Origin of the sequence: Streptomyces sp. NPDC046909, assembly GCF_040644695.1 — a bacterium.
Lineage (GTDB): Bacteria > Actinomycetota > Actinomycetes > Streptomycetales > Streptomycetaceae > Streptomyces.
The window spans coordinates 97262-112037 of the sequence record NZ_JBEYXC010000015.1; the positions used below are offsets into that span (position 1 = coordinate 97262).

Here is a 14776-nt window from a genome sequence, read left to right on the forward strand (position 1 = left end):
ACATGACCACGTCCCTGTCCCACGACCTCGGCACCACCGGCCCCCTCGTCGACGGCACCTGGCTCGACACCACCTCCGCCGGCCGACAGGACCACATCAACCCCGCGACCGCCCGCGCCAACGGCACCGTCCTGCTCGCCGGACCACAGGAGGTCGACGCGGCCGTCGCCTCGGCGAAGAAGGCCTTCCCCGCATGGCGGGCCATGTCCCCGGACCAGCGCCGCCGCATCCTCCAGCGCGTGGAGGAGCTGATGCTGGAGCGCGTCCCCGAACTCGGCCGCCTCAACACCCTCGAACTCGGCGTCCCCTTCCGAGTGTCGGCGGCACTGGCCCATCTGTCCGCGGGCTGGTTCGGCTACTACGCCGGCTGGGCCGACAAGCTGGAGGGCGCCACCATCCCGCCCAGCCCGCGCATGGTGCCCGGCCTCGACTACACCGTCCCCGAGCCGTACGGCGTCGTCGGCACCATCCTGACCTGGAACGGCCCGATCATGTCGGTCGGCATGAAGATCGCCCCCGCGCTCGCCGCCGGGAACTGCGTCATCGTCAAGTCGCCCGACCTGGCGCCCTTCACCGTGGCCCGGTTCGCGGAGATCGCCCTGGAGGCCGGGCTGCCCCCGGGCGTGCTGCACGTCCTGCCCGGCGGTCCGGAGGCCGGCGAGCGGCTGGTCCGCCATCCCGACGTCGCGAAGATCTCCTTCACCGGCGGCATCCCGACCGCGAAGAAGATCCTCGACGCGGCACGGCACACCCTCAAGCCCGTCCTGCTCGAACTCGGCGGCAAGACAGCCAACATCGTCTTCCCCGACGCCGACCTCGACGCGGCCGTCGCCGAGACCGTCCGCTCCTGCTACACCCTCTCCGGCCAGGGCTGCAACCTCACCACCCGCATGCTGGTCCACCGCGACGTGTACGACCAGGTGGTCACGGCCACCGCCGACGCGGCCGCCGCACTGCGCGTCGGAGACCCCTTCGACCAGGCGACGGCCCTCGGCCCGGTCATCGGCGAGGCGGCCCACGAACGCATCCTCGGAGTGATCGAACGCGCGGCCAAGGACAGCCGCGTCATCACCGGAGGCCACGCCACCGACCCGTCCACGCTGCCCCCGGACAACCGCGACGGCTACTTCATCGACCCGACGGTCCTCGCCGACGTCGACCCGCACAGCGAGGTCGCACAACACGAGGTCTTCGGCCCGGTGCTGTCCCTGATCCCCTTCGCGACCGAGGACGAGGCGGTCGAACTGGCCAACTCCACCCCCTACGGCCTCGGCACCGCCGTCCACACCCACGACGTGTCCCGCGTCCAGCGCATCATCCCGCACCTCCAGTCGGGCACCGTCCTCGTCAACGGCGCCTCGGGCCAGCCACCGGGCGCCCCGTTCGGGGGCTACAAGCAGAGCGGCTACGGGCGTGAGGGCGGAAAAGAGGGTCTGTACGAGTTCCTCCAGACCAAGAACGTCTTCATTCGCGCGTGATCAGCCAACCAAAAACTCTCGGAGGCCTGATGGACGACGCCCAGGCGGACCGCACCCTGGCGGAGGTCCTGCCCACCCATGAACCGCCCTCGACCGCCACCCCCTTCGGCCGTGCCGCACGCGACTTCCTCTACGGCGAGGTCTGGTCACGCCCCGGCCTGAGCCGCCGCGACCGCCGCTGGGTCACCCTCACCTGCGTGGCCGCCGCCGATGCCCCGCAGCCCATCGAGGACCACGTCCACGCGGCGCTCGCGAGCGGCGACATCGACCTGGAGGCCATGCTGGAACTCGTCCTGCACTTCGCCGTGTACTGCGGCTGGCCCAAGGCCTCCCACCTGGAGGGAGCCATCGCCCGCCAGTGGGACCGCATCCACCGCGAACGGGGTGAACAGACCCCGCCCTGGCCGCAGTTGAGCAACGACACCCTCGGCCCCGCCGCCTGGGGCGAACGGCTCAAGCGCGGTGTGGAGGAGTTCATCGACGTCAACCTCACCCCCGCACCGCCCATGAACTCGCCGTACCGGCACGCCGGCATCCTCAACTTCGTGTTCGGGCACGTCTGGCAGCGCCCCGGGCTGACCCGGCGCGAGCGCCGGATCATCACGGTCGCCAGCGTCGCCCTCGACGACTCGCCCGTCCCCCTGCGGACGCATGTCAGGGCCGCGCTCCACTCCGGAGATCTCGGCAAGGAGGAGATGGACGAGATCGTGCTGCAGTTCGCCGCGTACTACGGCTTCGCCAAGGGGGAGGCCCTCGCGGACGCGGTGGAGACGGCGTGGGCGTCCTTTGAGCCGCCGACCCCCTGACCTCCACGTGTGGGCGGGGGAGCGCCGGCCGGACGCCCGGCGGTCGGGTCAGGAGTGGTGGTCGGACGGCGTGGCGTTCTGGACGGTGAGGAGCCGCACCAGAGATCCGTCACCGACCGCGCGCCAGCGGTGCGGCGTGACTCCCGGGTAGCAGATGCTGTCTCCCGGGCCGAGGACGTGGGATTCGGGCCCGTCGGCGCCCCGCAGTTCGATCTCGATCTCGCCTGCCACGACGTAGACGAACTCGTCGCCGGGGTGGTCGTAGTACTCCTCGAACCGTTCCGGCGCACCGATGTGCTCCACGGGGTGGACGGAGAAGCCGGGGGCGCCGAGCATGCGTGCCGTGCCGCCGGACCTGGCGACGTTCAGGCCCTCGCCGGAGCGCACGACGTGGGCCGAACCGGCGGGGCCGTCGGGGCGCGGCACCGCCGCCGTGGCCATGAGGGCCTGTTGGGTGGTGCCGAGGGCGCGGGCGATGCGGTGCAGGGACGGCATGCTCGGGCGGGTGAGCCCGCGCTCCAGCTGGCTGAGGAACGGGTGGGACAGCGCGGCCCGCTCGGCGAGCTGGACGAGGGTCAGTCCTCGCTCCTTGCGCAACTTCCGGATCGCGCCGCCGAGTTCGGCGCGCAGCAGGGCGTCGGTGTCCCCGGCGGAGGGCGACGTGCTCTGGGCGGGTTGGGCCGGCATGGCAGGAATCCTAAAGGGTCGGGCGCGGCGGGCCGGGAGAGGCCGGGGGAGCGCTGAGAGAGGGTTTACGCCCGTGAAACACCCGGGCCCTACGCTGAATGTTGATGGCACGAACATTCTAGCTCCAGGGAGCCCTCATGGCCGCGGCCACCTCCGACCGTTCCGTCGTCTCCCCGCCGGACTCCGTCTTCCTCGACGCCATGGCAACCCTCGCCGGGGGCGTGTGCGTCGTCACCGCCCTGACGGCCGAAGGGCACCCGGTGGGCTTCACCAGCACCGCCGTGATGAGCCTGAGCCGTGCGCCGCAGCTGCTCGCCATCGGGGTGGGCCGCAGCGGCCGCTCGCTGCCCGCGCTCCTCGACAGCCGCAGGTTCGCGCTGAACATCCTGCACTCCGGAGGCGAACACATCTCCCGGCGGTTCGCCGACCGCACCGCGGACCGGTTCGCGGACCTGGAGTGGTCGGCCGAGGAGCACGGCGGGCTACCGCTGCTGCTCGCGCACAGCTCGTACGCGGTGCTGTGCCGCGTCGTGCGCGACCTCCCGGCCGGCGACCACCACCTGATCGTCGCGGCCGTCGACGACGTGGTGACCGGAACCGGCGGACCGACCGCCCTCGTGCACCACGACCGGCGCTACCACGCGCTCGGCGCCGCGTGAGCGGCCCCGCCTGGTTCCAGGTCGCCGAGACCGGGCCGGGCGCCTTCGTGATCGCCGAGCCCGGCCACGTCAACAGCTACCTCGTGCTCGGCGACGACTTGGCCCTGCTCTACGACACGGGCATGGGCATCGCCGACATCGGCGAGCAGGTCCGCCGGCTGACCCGGCTGCCGTTGCTCGTCGTCAACTCGCACCACCACTTCGACCACCGCGGCGGCAACGTCTCCCTTGCCGCGTACGCCGAGGACATCGCCGTACACGTCGAGGGGGCCGCGCTCCACACGGATCCGGCTCCGCACGAGTGGCTGGAGGCGTACGGGCACATCGCGCATGACCTGAGGAAACGGTACGAGGAGTTCCACGCCCTGGACGCCGGCGGGTTCTTCCTGACCGACTCCCGCGTCGAGGTGCGGCCGGTCCCCGACCTGGCCGACTGGCGGATCGAGGCCGTACGCCCCACCCGGCTGCTGCGCGAGGGAGACGTCTTCGACCTGGGCGGCCGCAGCCTCCAGGTCCTGCACACCCCCGGGCACTCACCGGACGGCATCTGCCTGTGGGAGCCGGAGACCGGGCTGCTGCTGGCCGGTGACACCCTCATCAGCGGCACCTTCTTCGCCCATGTGCCCGGCGCCGACGTCAGCGCCTTCGCCGCCTCGACCCACCGGCTCGCCGAACTGCCCGTCGCCACCGCGTTGCTGGGCCACAACCTGCGGCACCGGGAGTCGGCCGACTTCGTGGCCCGGGTCGCCGGCGCCTTCGCGGCCGTACGGGACGGCCGCACCCGCCCGTACGCTTCCACGGACATGTTCGGTGCCCCCGTACGCCGTCACGACTTCGACGGTTTCGCGGTGCTCACCGCGCCGCACGGAACGGAGCGCTGACATGACCGCTCTGCTGCTGCGCGGTGCACAGGTGCCCGGGGGAGAGGTCCGTGACGTCCTCCTCGACCCGGGCAGCGGGCTCGTCGCCCAGGTGGCCCCGCCCGGTGTGCTTGCTCCCACCGCGGACGAACTCGACCTGAGCGGCTGGCTGCTGCTGCCCGCCGGCGCCGAACCGCACGCCCACCTCGACAAGGCCCTGACCTGGGACCTCGCGGGTGCCCCGGCGGGCGACCTGCTCGCCGCCATCGACGCCTGGCGCGCGTATGCCGTGCGGGTCACCGAGGACGACATCTTCCGGCGGGCCGCGACGACGGCCGACGAACTGTGCGCGAACGGCGTGACGGCGATCAGGACCCACGTGGACCTCCTCACCACGGGCGGCGATCCGCTGCGGGGCCTGCGCGCCCTGCTGCGGCTGCGCAAACAACTTCGGGGACGGGTGCGGCTCCAGATCGCCGTCCTGCACGTCGACGCCCCGGAGGAACTCCTGCACGAGGCCCTCGACCTCGGCGCGGACCTGCTGGGCGACTGCCCACACCTGTCCACCGACCCCGCCGCGTCCGTGCGCCGCACCCTGCGCATCGCCGCCGAGCACCACGTCGGCGTCGACCTGCACGCCGACGAGACCCTCGACCCGGATGCCGGGGACCTGCGCCTGCTCGCACGGGCCGTCCGCGAACAGGACTTCGCCCACGGTGTCACCTCGAGCCACTGCGTCAGCCTGGGCGCGGTGGCGCCGGACGAGGCGGCCCGTACCGCCAAGGAGGTCGCCGCGGCCGGGATCGGCGTGGTCACCCTCCCGCTGACGAACCTCTACCTCCAGGGGCGCGGGCGCCCGTCGTGCACGCCGCGTGGGCTGACCGCGGTGCGTGCGCTGCTGGACGCGGGTGTGCCGGTCGCGGCCGGTGGTGACAACATCCGCGACCCGTTCAACCCCGTGGGCCGGGCGGATCCCCTGGAGACCGCGTCCCTGCTGGTCACGGCCGGTCATCTCACCCCGGACGAGGCGCTGCATGCGGTCACCACGGGCGCCCGCGCGGTCCTCGGGCTCCCGCCGGCGGGACCGTACGAGGGCGCTGTGGCCGACCTGCTGGCGGTGCGCGCTCGGTCCGTCTCTGAGGTGCTCGGTGCGTCCTGCCCCGAGCGGCTCGTGTTCGCGGGCGGGCGGCTCGTCAGCCGGACGTCGGTGGTCCGCGAGTTCTTCTGAACCGAACCTTCGGCTGAGCGGGACCGCGGCGGCGAACAGATACGGCCAGGACACTGGCCGGAAACAATAAATGTTCATGCTATCAACATTCCTGACTGTGGCACTGAAGGGAGCTGATGTGCCGACCACCGCCGAAGAGACGCGAGAGACGCTCGACGCGACGCTGCGATTCGAGAGCGTCGACAAGCACTTCGCCAATGGGACCACCGCCCTCACCGGACTCGAACTCTCCATCGCCCCGGGCGAGTTCGTCGCCGTCGTCGGCCCCTCGGGCTGCGGCAAGTCCACCCTGCTCCGCCTCGCCTCCGGCCTGGACATCGCCACCGGCGGCACGGTCCACGCCCCCGTGGACTCGGTCGGCTACGTCTTCCAGGACCCGACCCTGCTGCCCTGGCGGACCGTCCTCGCCAACGTCGAACTCCCCGCCGAACTCGCCGGGACACCGAAGGCCGACCGCCGCGCACGCGCCCTGGACGCCCTGCGGCTGGTGGGGCTGGAAGGCGCCGAGAAGCAGCTGCCGGGACAGCTGTCCGGCGGCATGCGCATGCGGGTCTCCCTGGCCCGCGCCCTCATGACCCGGCCGTCCCTGTTCCTCCTCGACGAACCTTTCGGCGCCCTGGACGAGATGACCCGCCTGCGCATGCAGGAAGAACTCCAGCGCATCTACGCCGAGACCGGCTTCGCCGCCCTCTTCATCACTCACTCGGTGACCGAGGCCGTCTTCCTGGCGAGCCGGGTCGTGGTGATGTCGGCGCGGCCCGGCCGGATCACCGCCTCCTTCGACGTCCCGTTCCCCCATCCCCGTCCGGCCGAGCTGCGCTACGACCCCGAGTTCGGCCACATCGCCGGCGAGGTCTCGGCAGCTCTGCGAGGAGGTTTCCAGTGAGCGCCGACATCACCGCCCGCGCCGAAGTGACCGTCCCCGCGACGGATGTGACGACGACCGAACCGGAGCCGTCGGCACGTCGGCGCCGCATCCGGCCCGCCGCGGTGCTCACCCCGCTCGGATCGCTCGGTGCGGCCATCGGCATCTGGTACGCCGCGAGCTATCTGCTGCTCAGCCCCGCCCGGCGCTTCCTCGTCCCGCCGCCCGACCAGGTCCTCACCGTGTCGTTCCTCGACTGGACCCACCTGCAGCCGATGCTCCGGGCGCTGTGGCTCACCGCCCAGGTCGCGCTCGTCGGCCTGCTCATCGCCTCCGCGCTGGGCGTGACAATGGCGGTGCTGATGAGCAGGGCACGCTGGCTGGAACGCTCCCTGTACCCGTACGCGGTCATCCTGCAGACCGTGCCGATCCTCGCGATCGTGCCGCTGATCGGCCTCTGGTTCGGCTTCGGCTTCACCAGCCGGGTGGTCGTGTGCGTCCTGATCGCCCTCTTCCCGATGATCGCCAACACCCTGTTCGGCATCCAGTCGGTCGACCGCACCCACCACGACCTGTTCACCCTTCAGCGGGCGAGCCGCTGGGCCCGCCTGCGCAAACTCGAACTGCCCGCCGCCCTGCCCTCGGTCTTCACCGGTCTGCGCACGTCCTCCGGCCTGTCCGTGATCGGCGCGATCGTCGGCGACATGTTCTTCAAGCAGGGCGAACCCGGCATCGGAACCCTGCTCGACGTCTACCGCTCCCGGCTCCAGTCCGAGGACCTCTTCGCGGCGATCATCCTCGCCTCCCTCTTCGGCGTCGCGGTCTTCGCCCTCTTCACCTTCATCGCCCGGCTCGCCGTCGGCTCCTGGCACGCCTCGGCCGACCGTCCGTAGACCCGCCCCCCGCTCTTCCCTCATCTCCCCCCGTCCCTCAGGGAGTTCAGCCATGCCCACATCCACCAGACGCGTCGCCGTCGCGGGCGTTTCCTCCGCAATCCTCCTGGTCTCCGCCACCGCCTGCGGCGGTGGTTCCACGGCCGCCACCGGTACCGCCGACAAGCTCCCGGCCGCCCCCGCCGCCCAGCGCCTGGCCGGCGTCTGCCCCAAGACGGTCGTCGTCCAGGTCGACTGGGAGCCCGAGGCCGAACACGGCCCCCTCTACCACCTCGTCGGCCCCGGATACAGCGTCGACGCCGACAAGAAGCGGGTCACCGGGCCGCTGGTCATCGGCGGCAAGGACACCGGCGTCGACATCCAGATCAGGGCCGGCGGCTCCGCCATCGGCTACCAGAGCGTCCCCTCGCAGATGTACGTCGACAAGAGCATCACCCTGGGCACGGTCACCACCGACGTGGCCATCTCGGCCTCCGCCAAGCAGCCGGTCACGGCCGTGGCGGCGCTGATGAAGAAGAGCCCGCAGGTCCTGATGTGGGACCCCGCGACCCACCCCGACTGGAAGTCGATCGCCGACATCGGCAAGACGAACGCCAAGGTCGTCTACGTCAACGGCAGCACCTACGCCTCGCTGCTGGTCTCCAAAGGACTGATCAAGAAGAGTCAGCTGGACGGGAGTTACGACGGCGCACCCGCCCGCTTCGTTGCCAACCCCGACATCGCCCAGCAGGGCTTCGCCACCGCCGAGCCGTACATCTACCAGCACGAGGTGGCCGCCTGGAAGAAGCCGATCAAGTACCAGCTGCTCTCGGACGTCGGCTTCACCGTCTACCCGGAGTCCCTTTCCGTGCGCAGCGGCGAACTGACGTCGCTCAGCCCCTGTCTGAAGCAGCTCGTCCCCGTCCTGCAGCAGTCGACCGCCGACTTCGCGGCCGAGCCGTCGGCCACCGTCAAGCTCATCAGCGACCTGGTTCAGCAGTACAACACCGGCTGGGTCTACTCCGAGGGCACCGGCGCCTTCGCCGCGAAGCAGATGGTCAAGCTCGGCATCCTCGGCAACGAATCCGACGGCAGCGTCGGCGGCTTCGATATGAACCGCGTCGCCTCGGTCCTCAAGACCTTCACCCCGCTCGTCGAGCAGAGCGGCGCCAAGGTCAAGCCGGGCCTGACGGCGAAGGACCTGGCGACCGACGAGTTCACCGACCCCTCGATCGGACTGAAGTGATGACGACCACCGACCTGACCGCCCGCACCGAACTCGTCGCCGACCAGAACTCCGGATCAGGCGATGTGACGGAACGTCAGCCCACACCCGGCATCGAGGAGTTCTGCGCCGAAGCCGCCGCACTCCTCGGCCCCGACGGCGTGCTCCGCGACCCCGCAGCACGGGAGAAGGCCTCCTGCGACTGGGCCCACATGTCGCCCATCCTCGCCGCGAAACTCCCCGCGGGCCACGCCGAGGCCGTCCTGCGCCCCACCGCGCACGAGCAGATCCCCGGCCTCCTCGCCCTGGCCCACCGCCACCGCATCCCTCTCACCCCGCGCGGCAAGGGCACCGGCAACTACGGCCAGGCGATCCCGCTGTACGACGGTGCCGTGCTCGACCTCACCGGCTGCGACCGCGTCCTGGAGGCGGGCGACGGCTGGATCCGCGCCGAGGCCGGGGCGAAGATGTCCGACCTGGAGGCGCACGCCCGCACCCTCGGCCAGGAGCTGTGGATGTTCCCCTCCACCTTCGGCACCACGCTCGGCGGCTTCCTCTCCGGCGGCAGCGGCGGCACCGGCTCCCTCGTGCACAAGACCAACAGCGACGGTTTCGTACGGGAGTTGACGGTCGCGCCCTGCACGGCCGACGCCGAGCCCTTCACCGTCCAGGACGCGGACGCCCTGCCGTACATCCACGCCTACGGCACCACCGGCATCATCACCACCGCCACCGTACGGCTCCAACGGGCCCGCACCTGGACGGGGTTGTTCGCCGCCTTCACCGACTGGACCTCCGCCACCGCCGCGCTCGACGCACTCGTACGCCTCGAACCGGCGCCGCGCCTCGCTTCGCTGGACGAGGCCGGCCTCGTCGGGGCTTACCCGCCCGACCCCGCACTGGACCCCGCGGCCCTGAACCTGCGCGCGATCATCGAGGAGGAGACCGCCGACCAGGCGAGGGCGATCGTCCGGTCGTACGGCGGCGAAGTTCTCGGCGTCCGGCCCGCCCCCGACGGCCCCGCCCTGATCAGCTCGCTGTCCTTCAACCACCCCACCTACTACCTGATGAAGGCCGAAGAGGGCTGGTTCCACCTGGAGATCCGCGGCGACGTCCTGCTCGGCGACACCACCGAGATCAAGCAGGTCTTCCCGGACACCCTGCTGCACCTGGAAGGCATGCGCTCGGGCACGGTCGGCATGCTCATGGCCCACTACCAAGGCGAACAGAGCGTCTACGACGGCATCACCGCCCTGGAGGCCCTGGGCGTCGGCGTGCACAGCCCGCACAACTGGCACGTGGACCGCCGCCTGGACCTGGTCCGGGAGACGGCCCGCACCGCCGACCCGCTCGGCCTGCTCAACCCCGGCAAGATTCCCGCCCCTTCGCAGGAGACGCCGTGACCTTCACCCGCTTCATCGACCTCAGCGGCCCGGAGATCGAACGGTTCGGCGCGGACACCGTCGCTGTGCTGCCCGTCGGCGCGATCGAACAGCACGGCCCCCATCTGCCGGTCGCCACCGACCACTACATGGCCGAGGCCGTCGCCGAAGGCGCCGCCCGGCTGGCGGGGGAGAGCTGCGACATCACGCTGCTGCCGGGCCTCGCCTACACCAAGTCCGACGAACACGCCTGGTCCGCGGGCACGTTGTGGCTCACCGCCCGCACCCTGCTGTCCGTCGTCGACGACATCGGCCGCTCCCTTGCCGCCGGTCCCGTGCGACGGCTCGCCTTCCTCAACGCGCACGGCGGCAACAGCGCCCTGCTCGGCGTCGCCCTGCGCGAGCTGCGCACCCGCCATGGCCTGCGTACTTTCCTGCTGCACGCCTCGCTCCCCGCCGACCAGGGCGGCGCCTCCCCGGCCACGGAACTCGGCATGGGCGTGCACGGCGGCCTGAAGGAGACCTCCGCCATGCTCCATCTCCGCCCGGACCTGGTCGACATGAGCCAGGCCCGCCGCGCCGTCCCCGAACACCTCACCGCCTACGAGCACATCGGCTTCGGCAAGCCGGTGTCCTTCGGCTGGACCAGCGACGACTTCGCCACCGGCACCGGCACCGGCGTCGTCGGCGACCCCACCGGCGCCACCCCGGAACTCGGCCGCAAACTCGTCGACGCCTCCATCGCCGCGGCCGCCGCCGCCCTGCGCGAATGCGCGCGCTTCCGGCCCGACCGCCCCGTGTCCTCCTAGGGAGCCCGCCATGGCCAACCCCCCGCTGCACACGCCGCTGCGCGACCTCACCGCCCACCACATCACCGCAGGCGACACCGTCAAGCTCGCCGTGCTCACCGGCCCCTGGGACGGCTCGCCCACCACCGTCGTCTTCGAGGTGTGGGAACCGGGCGGCGCCCAGCCCTTGAACTGGCACCCCGAGTCCGTCGAGACCTTCGTCGTGCTCGCCGGCCACGGCCGTGCCGCCAGCGACGAGCACGAGCGCGACCTCGCCCCCGGCGACGTCCTGGTCCTGCCCACCGGCTCGAAGCACCGCATCGTCAACACCTCGGCCACCGAACGCCTCTACACCCTCACCGTGATGTCCCCCGACGAAGGCTTCGCCGACCTCATCGAACGCGGACCGCTCGCCACGCTGGACGAGCAGGACCTGGCCGTGCTGCGCGCGGGAACATCGTGACCATGGATCTCCTCGACGCCTTCTGGGCCTACGAACGGGCCCTGGCCGCCAACGACGTGGCGGCCCTGGACCACTGGTTCCTGGACGCACCCGACACCCTGCGCGCCGAGGGCGACACCGTCCTGGTGGGCCACGCCGCCATCGCCGACTTCCGGCGGGGCAGGGGCGGGGCTCCGGCGCGGGTGGTCGAGCGGGTGCACGTGGTCCGGCCGGCCCCGCAGGTCGCGGTCGTCACGGCCGAGACGCGGCGCCCGGACGGAACGCGCGGGTTGCAGACCCAGGTGTGGCAGCACACCGACGCCGGGTGGCGGATCGCCGCCGCGCACGTCAGCGCCGTCTCCGCACCCGCGCCGGACGACCGCCCGGATCCGGCGGTGTGGCGGGTGGCCGGCCCGCTGGTGGCGTCCACCGGGCAGGGCCCGCTGGCGCACGTCCGCCTCGCCGTGAAGGACCTGTTCGCCGTGGCGGGACAGCGCGTCGGCGCCGGAAACCCGACGTGGCTGGCGCAGGCCCGCACCGAAGAGGCGCACGCCGAGGCCGTACGACGCCTGCTGGCGGCGGGTGCCGAACTCACCGGCATCGCCCAGACCGACGAACTCGCCTTCAGCCTCGCCGGGACCAACGCGCACTACGGAACCCCCGTCAACCCCGCCGCACCCGGCCGCATCACCGGCGGCTCCAGCAGCGGCCCGGCCGCCGCCGTGGCCCGCGGCCGGGCGGACCTGGCGCTGGCCACCGACACGGCCGGCTCGATCCGCGTCCCCGCCTCCTACTGCGGCCTGTACGGCTGGCGGCCCACGCACGGGACAACTCCCGCCGCAGGCCTGCTGGCCCTGGCGCCCTCCTTCGACACCGCAGGACTCCTGACCCGCGACCCCGCCCTGCTGCGGACAGCGGCCGAAGCACTGCTGACCGCCGCCGCAACACCCGTGCCGGTCACCGAACTCGTGGTGGACGAGGAACTGTTGGCGTTCGCCGAACCCGAGGTCCGCGCCTCCTTCAAGGCCGCCTGCCGCGCCTTGCTCCCGCCCGTGACGACAGCGGCCACCGGGGTGGTGGAGCACCTGGACGATTGGCTCGCCGCCTTCCGCACCGTCCAGGCCGCCGAGGCCTGGCAGCAGCACGGCCCCTGGATCACCGCACACCCCGGCGCGCTCGCCCTGGACATCGCCGCACGCTTCGACAACGGCCGCCGGGTGACCGAGGCCGAACGGGCGCAGGCGGAACAGACCCTGGCGGACGCGCGGAAGGCGCTGGACGCCGTACTGCCACCCGGCACCGCCCTGCTGCTGCCCGCCACCAGCGGCCCGGCCCCCCGTGCCGACGCGCCGCCCGAGGAGGTGGAGGCCGTACGCGCCGCCACCCTCCGCCTGACCTGCCTCGCCTCACTGGCCGGGCTGCCGGCGGTCGTCGCCCCGCTGCTGCGCGTGCGGTCGCTGCCCGTGGGCCTGTGCGTGGTGGGCGGCCGGGGGACCGACCGCGCCCTGCTGGACCTCACCACCGGTTGGAGGAGCCCCGCACATGCCTGACGCCCAGGGCCTGATCGGGCCCAACCCCCGCAACGCCTGGAGAGCCGACGGCGCGACCGTCGTCCTCGCCCGCCCGCACCGGGAGCCGCGCCCGGTCACCGTCGAGGCGCTGCCGCGAACCGTGGTCGCAGACCTCACCGCCACCGCGCTGATCGTCGTCGACATGCAGAACGACTTCTGCTCTCCCGACGGCTGGCTCGCCTCCATCGGCGTGGATGTGACCCCCGCCCGCGCCCCGATCCCTGTCCTCGCCGGCCTGCTGCCGCCGCTGCGGGCCGCCGGCGTCCCCGTGATCTGGCTCAACTGGGGCAACCGCCCCGACCGGGCCAACCTCCCGCCCGGCGTGCTGCACGTCTACGACCCCGACGGCACCGGCGCCGGCATCGGCGCCCCGCTGCCGGGCGGCCGGGTCCTGGAGCAGGACAGCCCCTCGGCCGCGATCGTCGCGGGCCTGGAGACGGCGGACGGTGACCTCCACGTCTCGAAGTACCGGATGAGCGGCTTCCAGGACACCGAGCTGGACAGCGTGCTGCGCAACCTGCGCGTCGACACCCTGCTGTTCACCGGCGTCAACGCCGACCAGTGCGTCCTGGCCACCCTCATGGACGCCGCGAACCTCGGCTACGACGTCCTCATGGTGGAGGACGGGGTGGCCACCACCTCGCCCGCGTACTGCATGGACGCCACGCTGTACAACGTCCGCCAGTGCTTCGGCTTCACCCTCACCGCCGAGGCCTTGAAGGACGCGCTGAAGGAGGCCCTGACGTGAAGCTCCTCCAGCCCGGAGCCGGCCCCCTCGACGGCGACCACTACCTCCCCGCCGACCCCGCCCGGGTGCACTGGGGCCTGCTGCCCAACGCCACAGCGAAACCGGCGCTGACCATCCGCTCGGGCGAGACCGTCACCTTCGACACCATCAGCCACGAGGGCATCCTCGAAGACCAGGGCCGCGACCCGGCCGGCTTCTTCGGCGCGGCCGGCATCCTGACGAGCGAGCTGCTGTACGACACCGTCGAGCTGGCCGCCTCCGCACGCGAACACCTGCCGCACACACAGGGCCCGCACGTCGTCACCGGCCCCGTGGCCCTGCACGGTGCACGGCCCGGCGACGTCCTGGAGGCCGAGATCCTCACGCTGCACCGCCGTGCGCCGTACGGCGTGATCAGCAACCGGCACGGCAAGGGCGCCCTTCCCGGCGAATACCCACAGACCCCGGCGGGCCGCCCTGCCAGCTTCATCGCCACGGTCGCGGAAGACGGCCGGGGCCGCCTCCCGATCGGCGACGGCCGCCAACTCGCTTTCCCGCTCCGGCCCTTCCTCGGCATCATGGGGGTCGCCCCGGCCACCGACTTGCCCGTCCACTCCGTCCCACCGGGCCCGCACGGCGGGAACATCGACGTACGCCACCTCGGCACCGGCGCCCGCCTCTTCCTCCCCGTCCAGGTCCCCGACGCCCTCTTCTACGTCGGCGATCCGCACTTCTCCCAAGGCGACGGCGAAGTCGCCCTCACCGCCTTCGAAGCCCCGCTGCGCGCCACGCTCCGTCTCACCGTCCACAGCGACCCCGCCACCCGCTCCCTGGCCGCCCGCCTGCGCGCCCCCTTCGCGGAAACCCCGGCCGAACACATCGTCCTGGGCCTGGACCACGACCTCGACGAGGCCCTGCGCAACGCCGTACGCGACGCGCTGACGCTGCTGACCGACCGGTTCGCCATCCCCGGCCCCGTCGGCCTCGCCTACCTCAGCGCGGCGGCCGACTTCCATGTCTCCCAGGTGGTCGACATCGTCAAAGGGGTCCACGGGCGGATCTCCAAGGCGGACCTGCCGGGGTGAACCGGCGTGGATCTGAGGGACGGCGAACTTCTTCCGTGGCGCGGTGGTGGTGTCGACGGCGGTCGGATTCGCCGGCTCGACTGATGCGACTGATTCAGCCG

At 72.2% G+C, this 14776-nt stretch carries 15 protein-coding genes; 14 read left to right on the plus strand and 1 reads right to left on the minus strand.

Annotated elements, in window-relative coordinates; translation table 11 throughout:
• The first annotated feature begins 2 nt into the window (after positions 1-2).
• Together ABZ928_RS38685 and ABZ928_RS38690 are read left to right on the plus strand one after the other, a co-directional pair.
• On the plus strand, positions 3-1478 hold the full coding sequence (locus ABZ928_RS38685; RefSeq protein ID WP_361529404.1) for an aldehyde dehydrogenase family protein: 1476 nt from the start codon (positions 3-5) through the stop codon (positions 1476-1478).
• Positions 1479-1507: 29 nt separating this feature from the next.
• Positions 1508-2284: a carboxymuconolactone decarboxylase family protein gene (locus ABZ928_RS38690; RefSeq protein ID WP_361529407.1), complete on the plus strand. Its 777-nt coding sequence runs from the start codon at positions 1508-1510 to the stop codon at positions 2282-2284.
• 48 nt (positions 2285-2332) lie between these two features.
• Here ABZ928_RS38690 and ABZ928_RS38695 read toward each other — a convergent pair whose 3' ends face one another.
• Entirely contained in the window at positions 2333-2971 is a 639-nt protein-coding gene (locus ABZ928_RS38695) for an XRE family transcriptional regulator (protein WP_361529410.1), read from the minus strand.
• A 137-nt stretch (positions 2972-3108) separates the two neighbouring features.
• Between ABZ928_RS38695 and ABZ928_RS38700 the strand changes: the two genes are divergently transcribed.
• The 12 genes from ABZ928_RS38700 (at position 3109) to ABZ928_RS38755 (ending at position 14675) form a co-directional block, all read left to right on the plus strand.
• Positions 3109-3630, plus strand: coding sequence for a flavin reductase family protein (locus tag ABZ928_RS38700; RefSeq protein WP_361529413.1), 522 nt, complete (start codon positions 3109-3111; stop codon positions 3628-3630).
• Positions 3627-4511 carry an MBL fold metallo-hydrolase gene (locus ABZ928_RS38705; protein WP_361529416.1) on the plus strand — a complete coding sequence of 295 codons (885 nt, stop codon included), beginning with the start codon at positions 3627-3629 and terminating at the stop codon, positions 4509-4511. The genes ABZ928_RS38700 and ABZ928_RS38705 overlap by 4 nt, the downstream gene beginning before the upstream one ends.
• A gap of 1 nt (position 4512) precedes the next feature.
• A complete protein-coding gene (locus ABZ928_RS38710; protein WP_361529419.1) occupies positions 4513-5718 on the plus strand; it encodes an amidohydrolase family protein in 1206 nt (401 codons plus the stop codon).
• Between the two features lie 118 nt (positions 5719-5836).
• Positions 5837-6604, plus strand: a complete 768-nt coding sequence (locus ABZ928_RS38715) for an ABC transporter ATP-binding protein (RefSeq protein WP_361529422.1) — start codon at positions 5837-5839, stop codon at positions 6602-6604.
• Complete coding sequence (locus ABZ928_RS38720) at positions 6601-7476, plus strand: ABC transporter permease (RefSeq protein ID WP_361529425.1); 876 nt, start codon at positions 6601-6603, stop codon at positions 7474-7476. Before ABZ928_RS38715 ends, ABZ928_RS38720 begins: the two co-directional genes overlap by 4 nt.
• 52 nt (positions 7477-7528) lie before the next feature.
• On the plus strand, positions 7529-8701 hold the full coding sequence (locus ABZ928_RS38725) for a hypothetical protein (protein WP_361529428.1): 1173 nt from the start codon (positions 7529-7531) through the stop codon (positions 8699-8701).
• A complete protein-coding gene (locus ABZ928_RS38730) occupies positions 8701-10083 on the plus strand; it encodes an FAD-binding protein (protein ID WP_361529431.1) in 1383 nt (460 codons plus the stop codon). Before ABZ928_RS38725 ends, ABZ928_RS38730 begins: the two co-directional genes overlap by 1 nt.
• Positions 10080-10871, plus strand: coding sequence for a creatininase family protein (locus ABZ928_RS38735; RefSeq protein ID WP_361529434.1), 792 nt, complete (start codon positions 10080-10082; stop codon positions 10869-10871). Before ABZ928_RS38730 ends, ABZ928_RS38735 begins: the two co-directional genes overlap by 4 nt.
• 10 nt (positions 10872-10881) lie before the next feature.
• Entirely contained in the window at positions 10882-11313 is a 432-nt protein-coding gene (locus tag ABZ928_RS38740) for a cupin domain-containing protein (RefSeq protein WP_361529437.1), read from the plus strand.
• Positions 11314-11315: 2 nt separating this feature from the next.
• Positions 11316-12842, plus strand: a complete 1527-nt coding sequence (locus tag ABZ928_RS38745; RefSeq protein ID WP_361529440.1) for an amidase — start codon at positions 11316-11318, stop codon at positions 12840-12842.
• A complete protein-coding gene (locus ABZ928_RS38750) occupies positions 12835-13611 on the plus strand; it encodes an isochorismatase family cysteine hydrolase (protein ID WP_361529443.1) in 777 nt (258 codons plus the stop codon). The genes ABZ928_RS38745 and ABZ928_RS38750 overlap by 8 nt, the downstream gene beginning before the upstream one ends.
• Positions 13608-14675, plus strand: a complete 1068-nt coding sequence (locus ABZ928_RS38755) for an acetamidase/formamidase family protein (RefSeq protein WP_361529446.1) — start codon at positions 13608-13610, stop codon at positions 14673-14675. The genes ABZ928_RS38750 and ABZ928_RS38755 overlap by 4 nt, the downstream gene beginning before the upstream one ends.
• Positions 14676-14776: the final 101 nt, after the last annotated feature.

Coding starts and splice junctions, on each gene's coding strand:
- ABZ928_RS38685 (WP_361529404.1), top strand. CDS start 3: ATGACCACGTCCCTGTCCCACGACCTCGGCACCACCGGCCCCCTCGTC.
- ABZ928_RS38690 (WP_361529407.1), top strand. CDS start 1,508: ATGGACGACGCCCAGGCGGACCGCACCCTGGCGGAGGTCCTGCCCACC.
- ABZ928_RS38695 (WP_361529410.1), bottom strand. CDS start 2,971: ATGCCGGCCCAACCCGCCCAGAGCACGTCGCCCTCCGCCGGGGACACC.
- ABZ928_RS38700 (WP_361529413.1), top strand. CDS start 3,109: ATGGCCGCGGCCACCTCCGACCGTTCCGTCGTCTCCCCGCCGGACTCC.
- ABZ928_RS38710 (WP_361529419.1), top strand. CDS start 4,513: ATGACCGCTCTGCTGCTGCGCGGTGCACAGGTGCCCGGGGGAGAGGTC.
- ABZ928_RS38725 (WP_361529428.1), top strand. CDS start 7,529: ATGCCCACATCCACCAGACGCGTCGCCGTCGCGGGCGTTTCCTCCGCA.
- ABZ928_RS38730 (WP_361529431.1), top strand. CDS start 8,701: ATGACGACCACCGACCTGACCGCCCGCACCGAACTCGTCGCCGACCAG.
- ABZ928_RS38740 (WP_361529437.1), top strand. CDS start 10,882: ATGGCCAACCCCCCGCTGCACACGCCGCTGCGCGACCTCACCGCCCAC.
- ABZ928_RS38745 (WP_361529440.1), top strand. CDS start 11,316: ATGGATCTCCTCGACGCCTTCTGGGCCTACGAACGGGCCCTGGCCGCC.
- ABZ928_RS38750 (WP_361529443.1), top strand. CDS start 12,835: ATGCCTGACGCCCAGGGCCTGATCGGGCCCAACCCCCGCAACGCCTGG.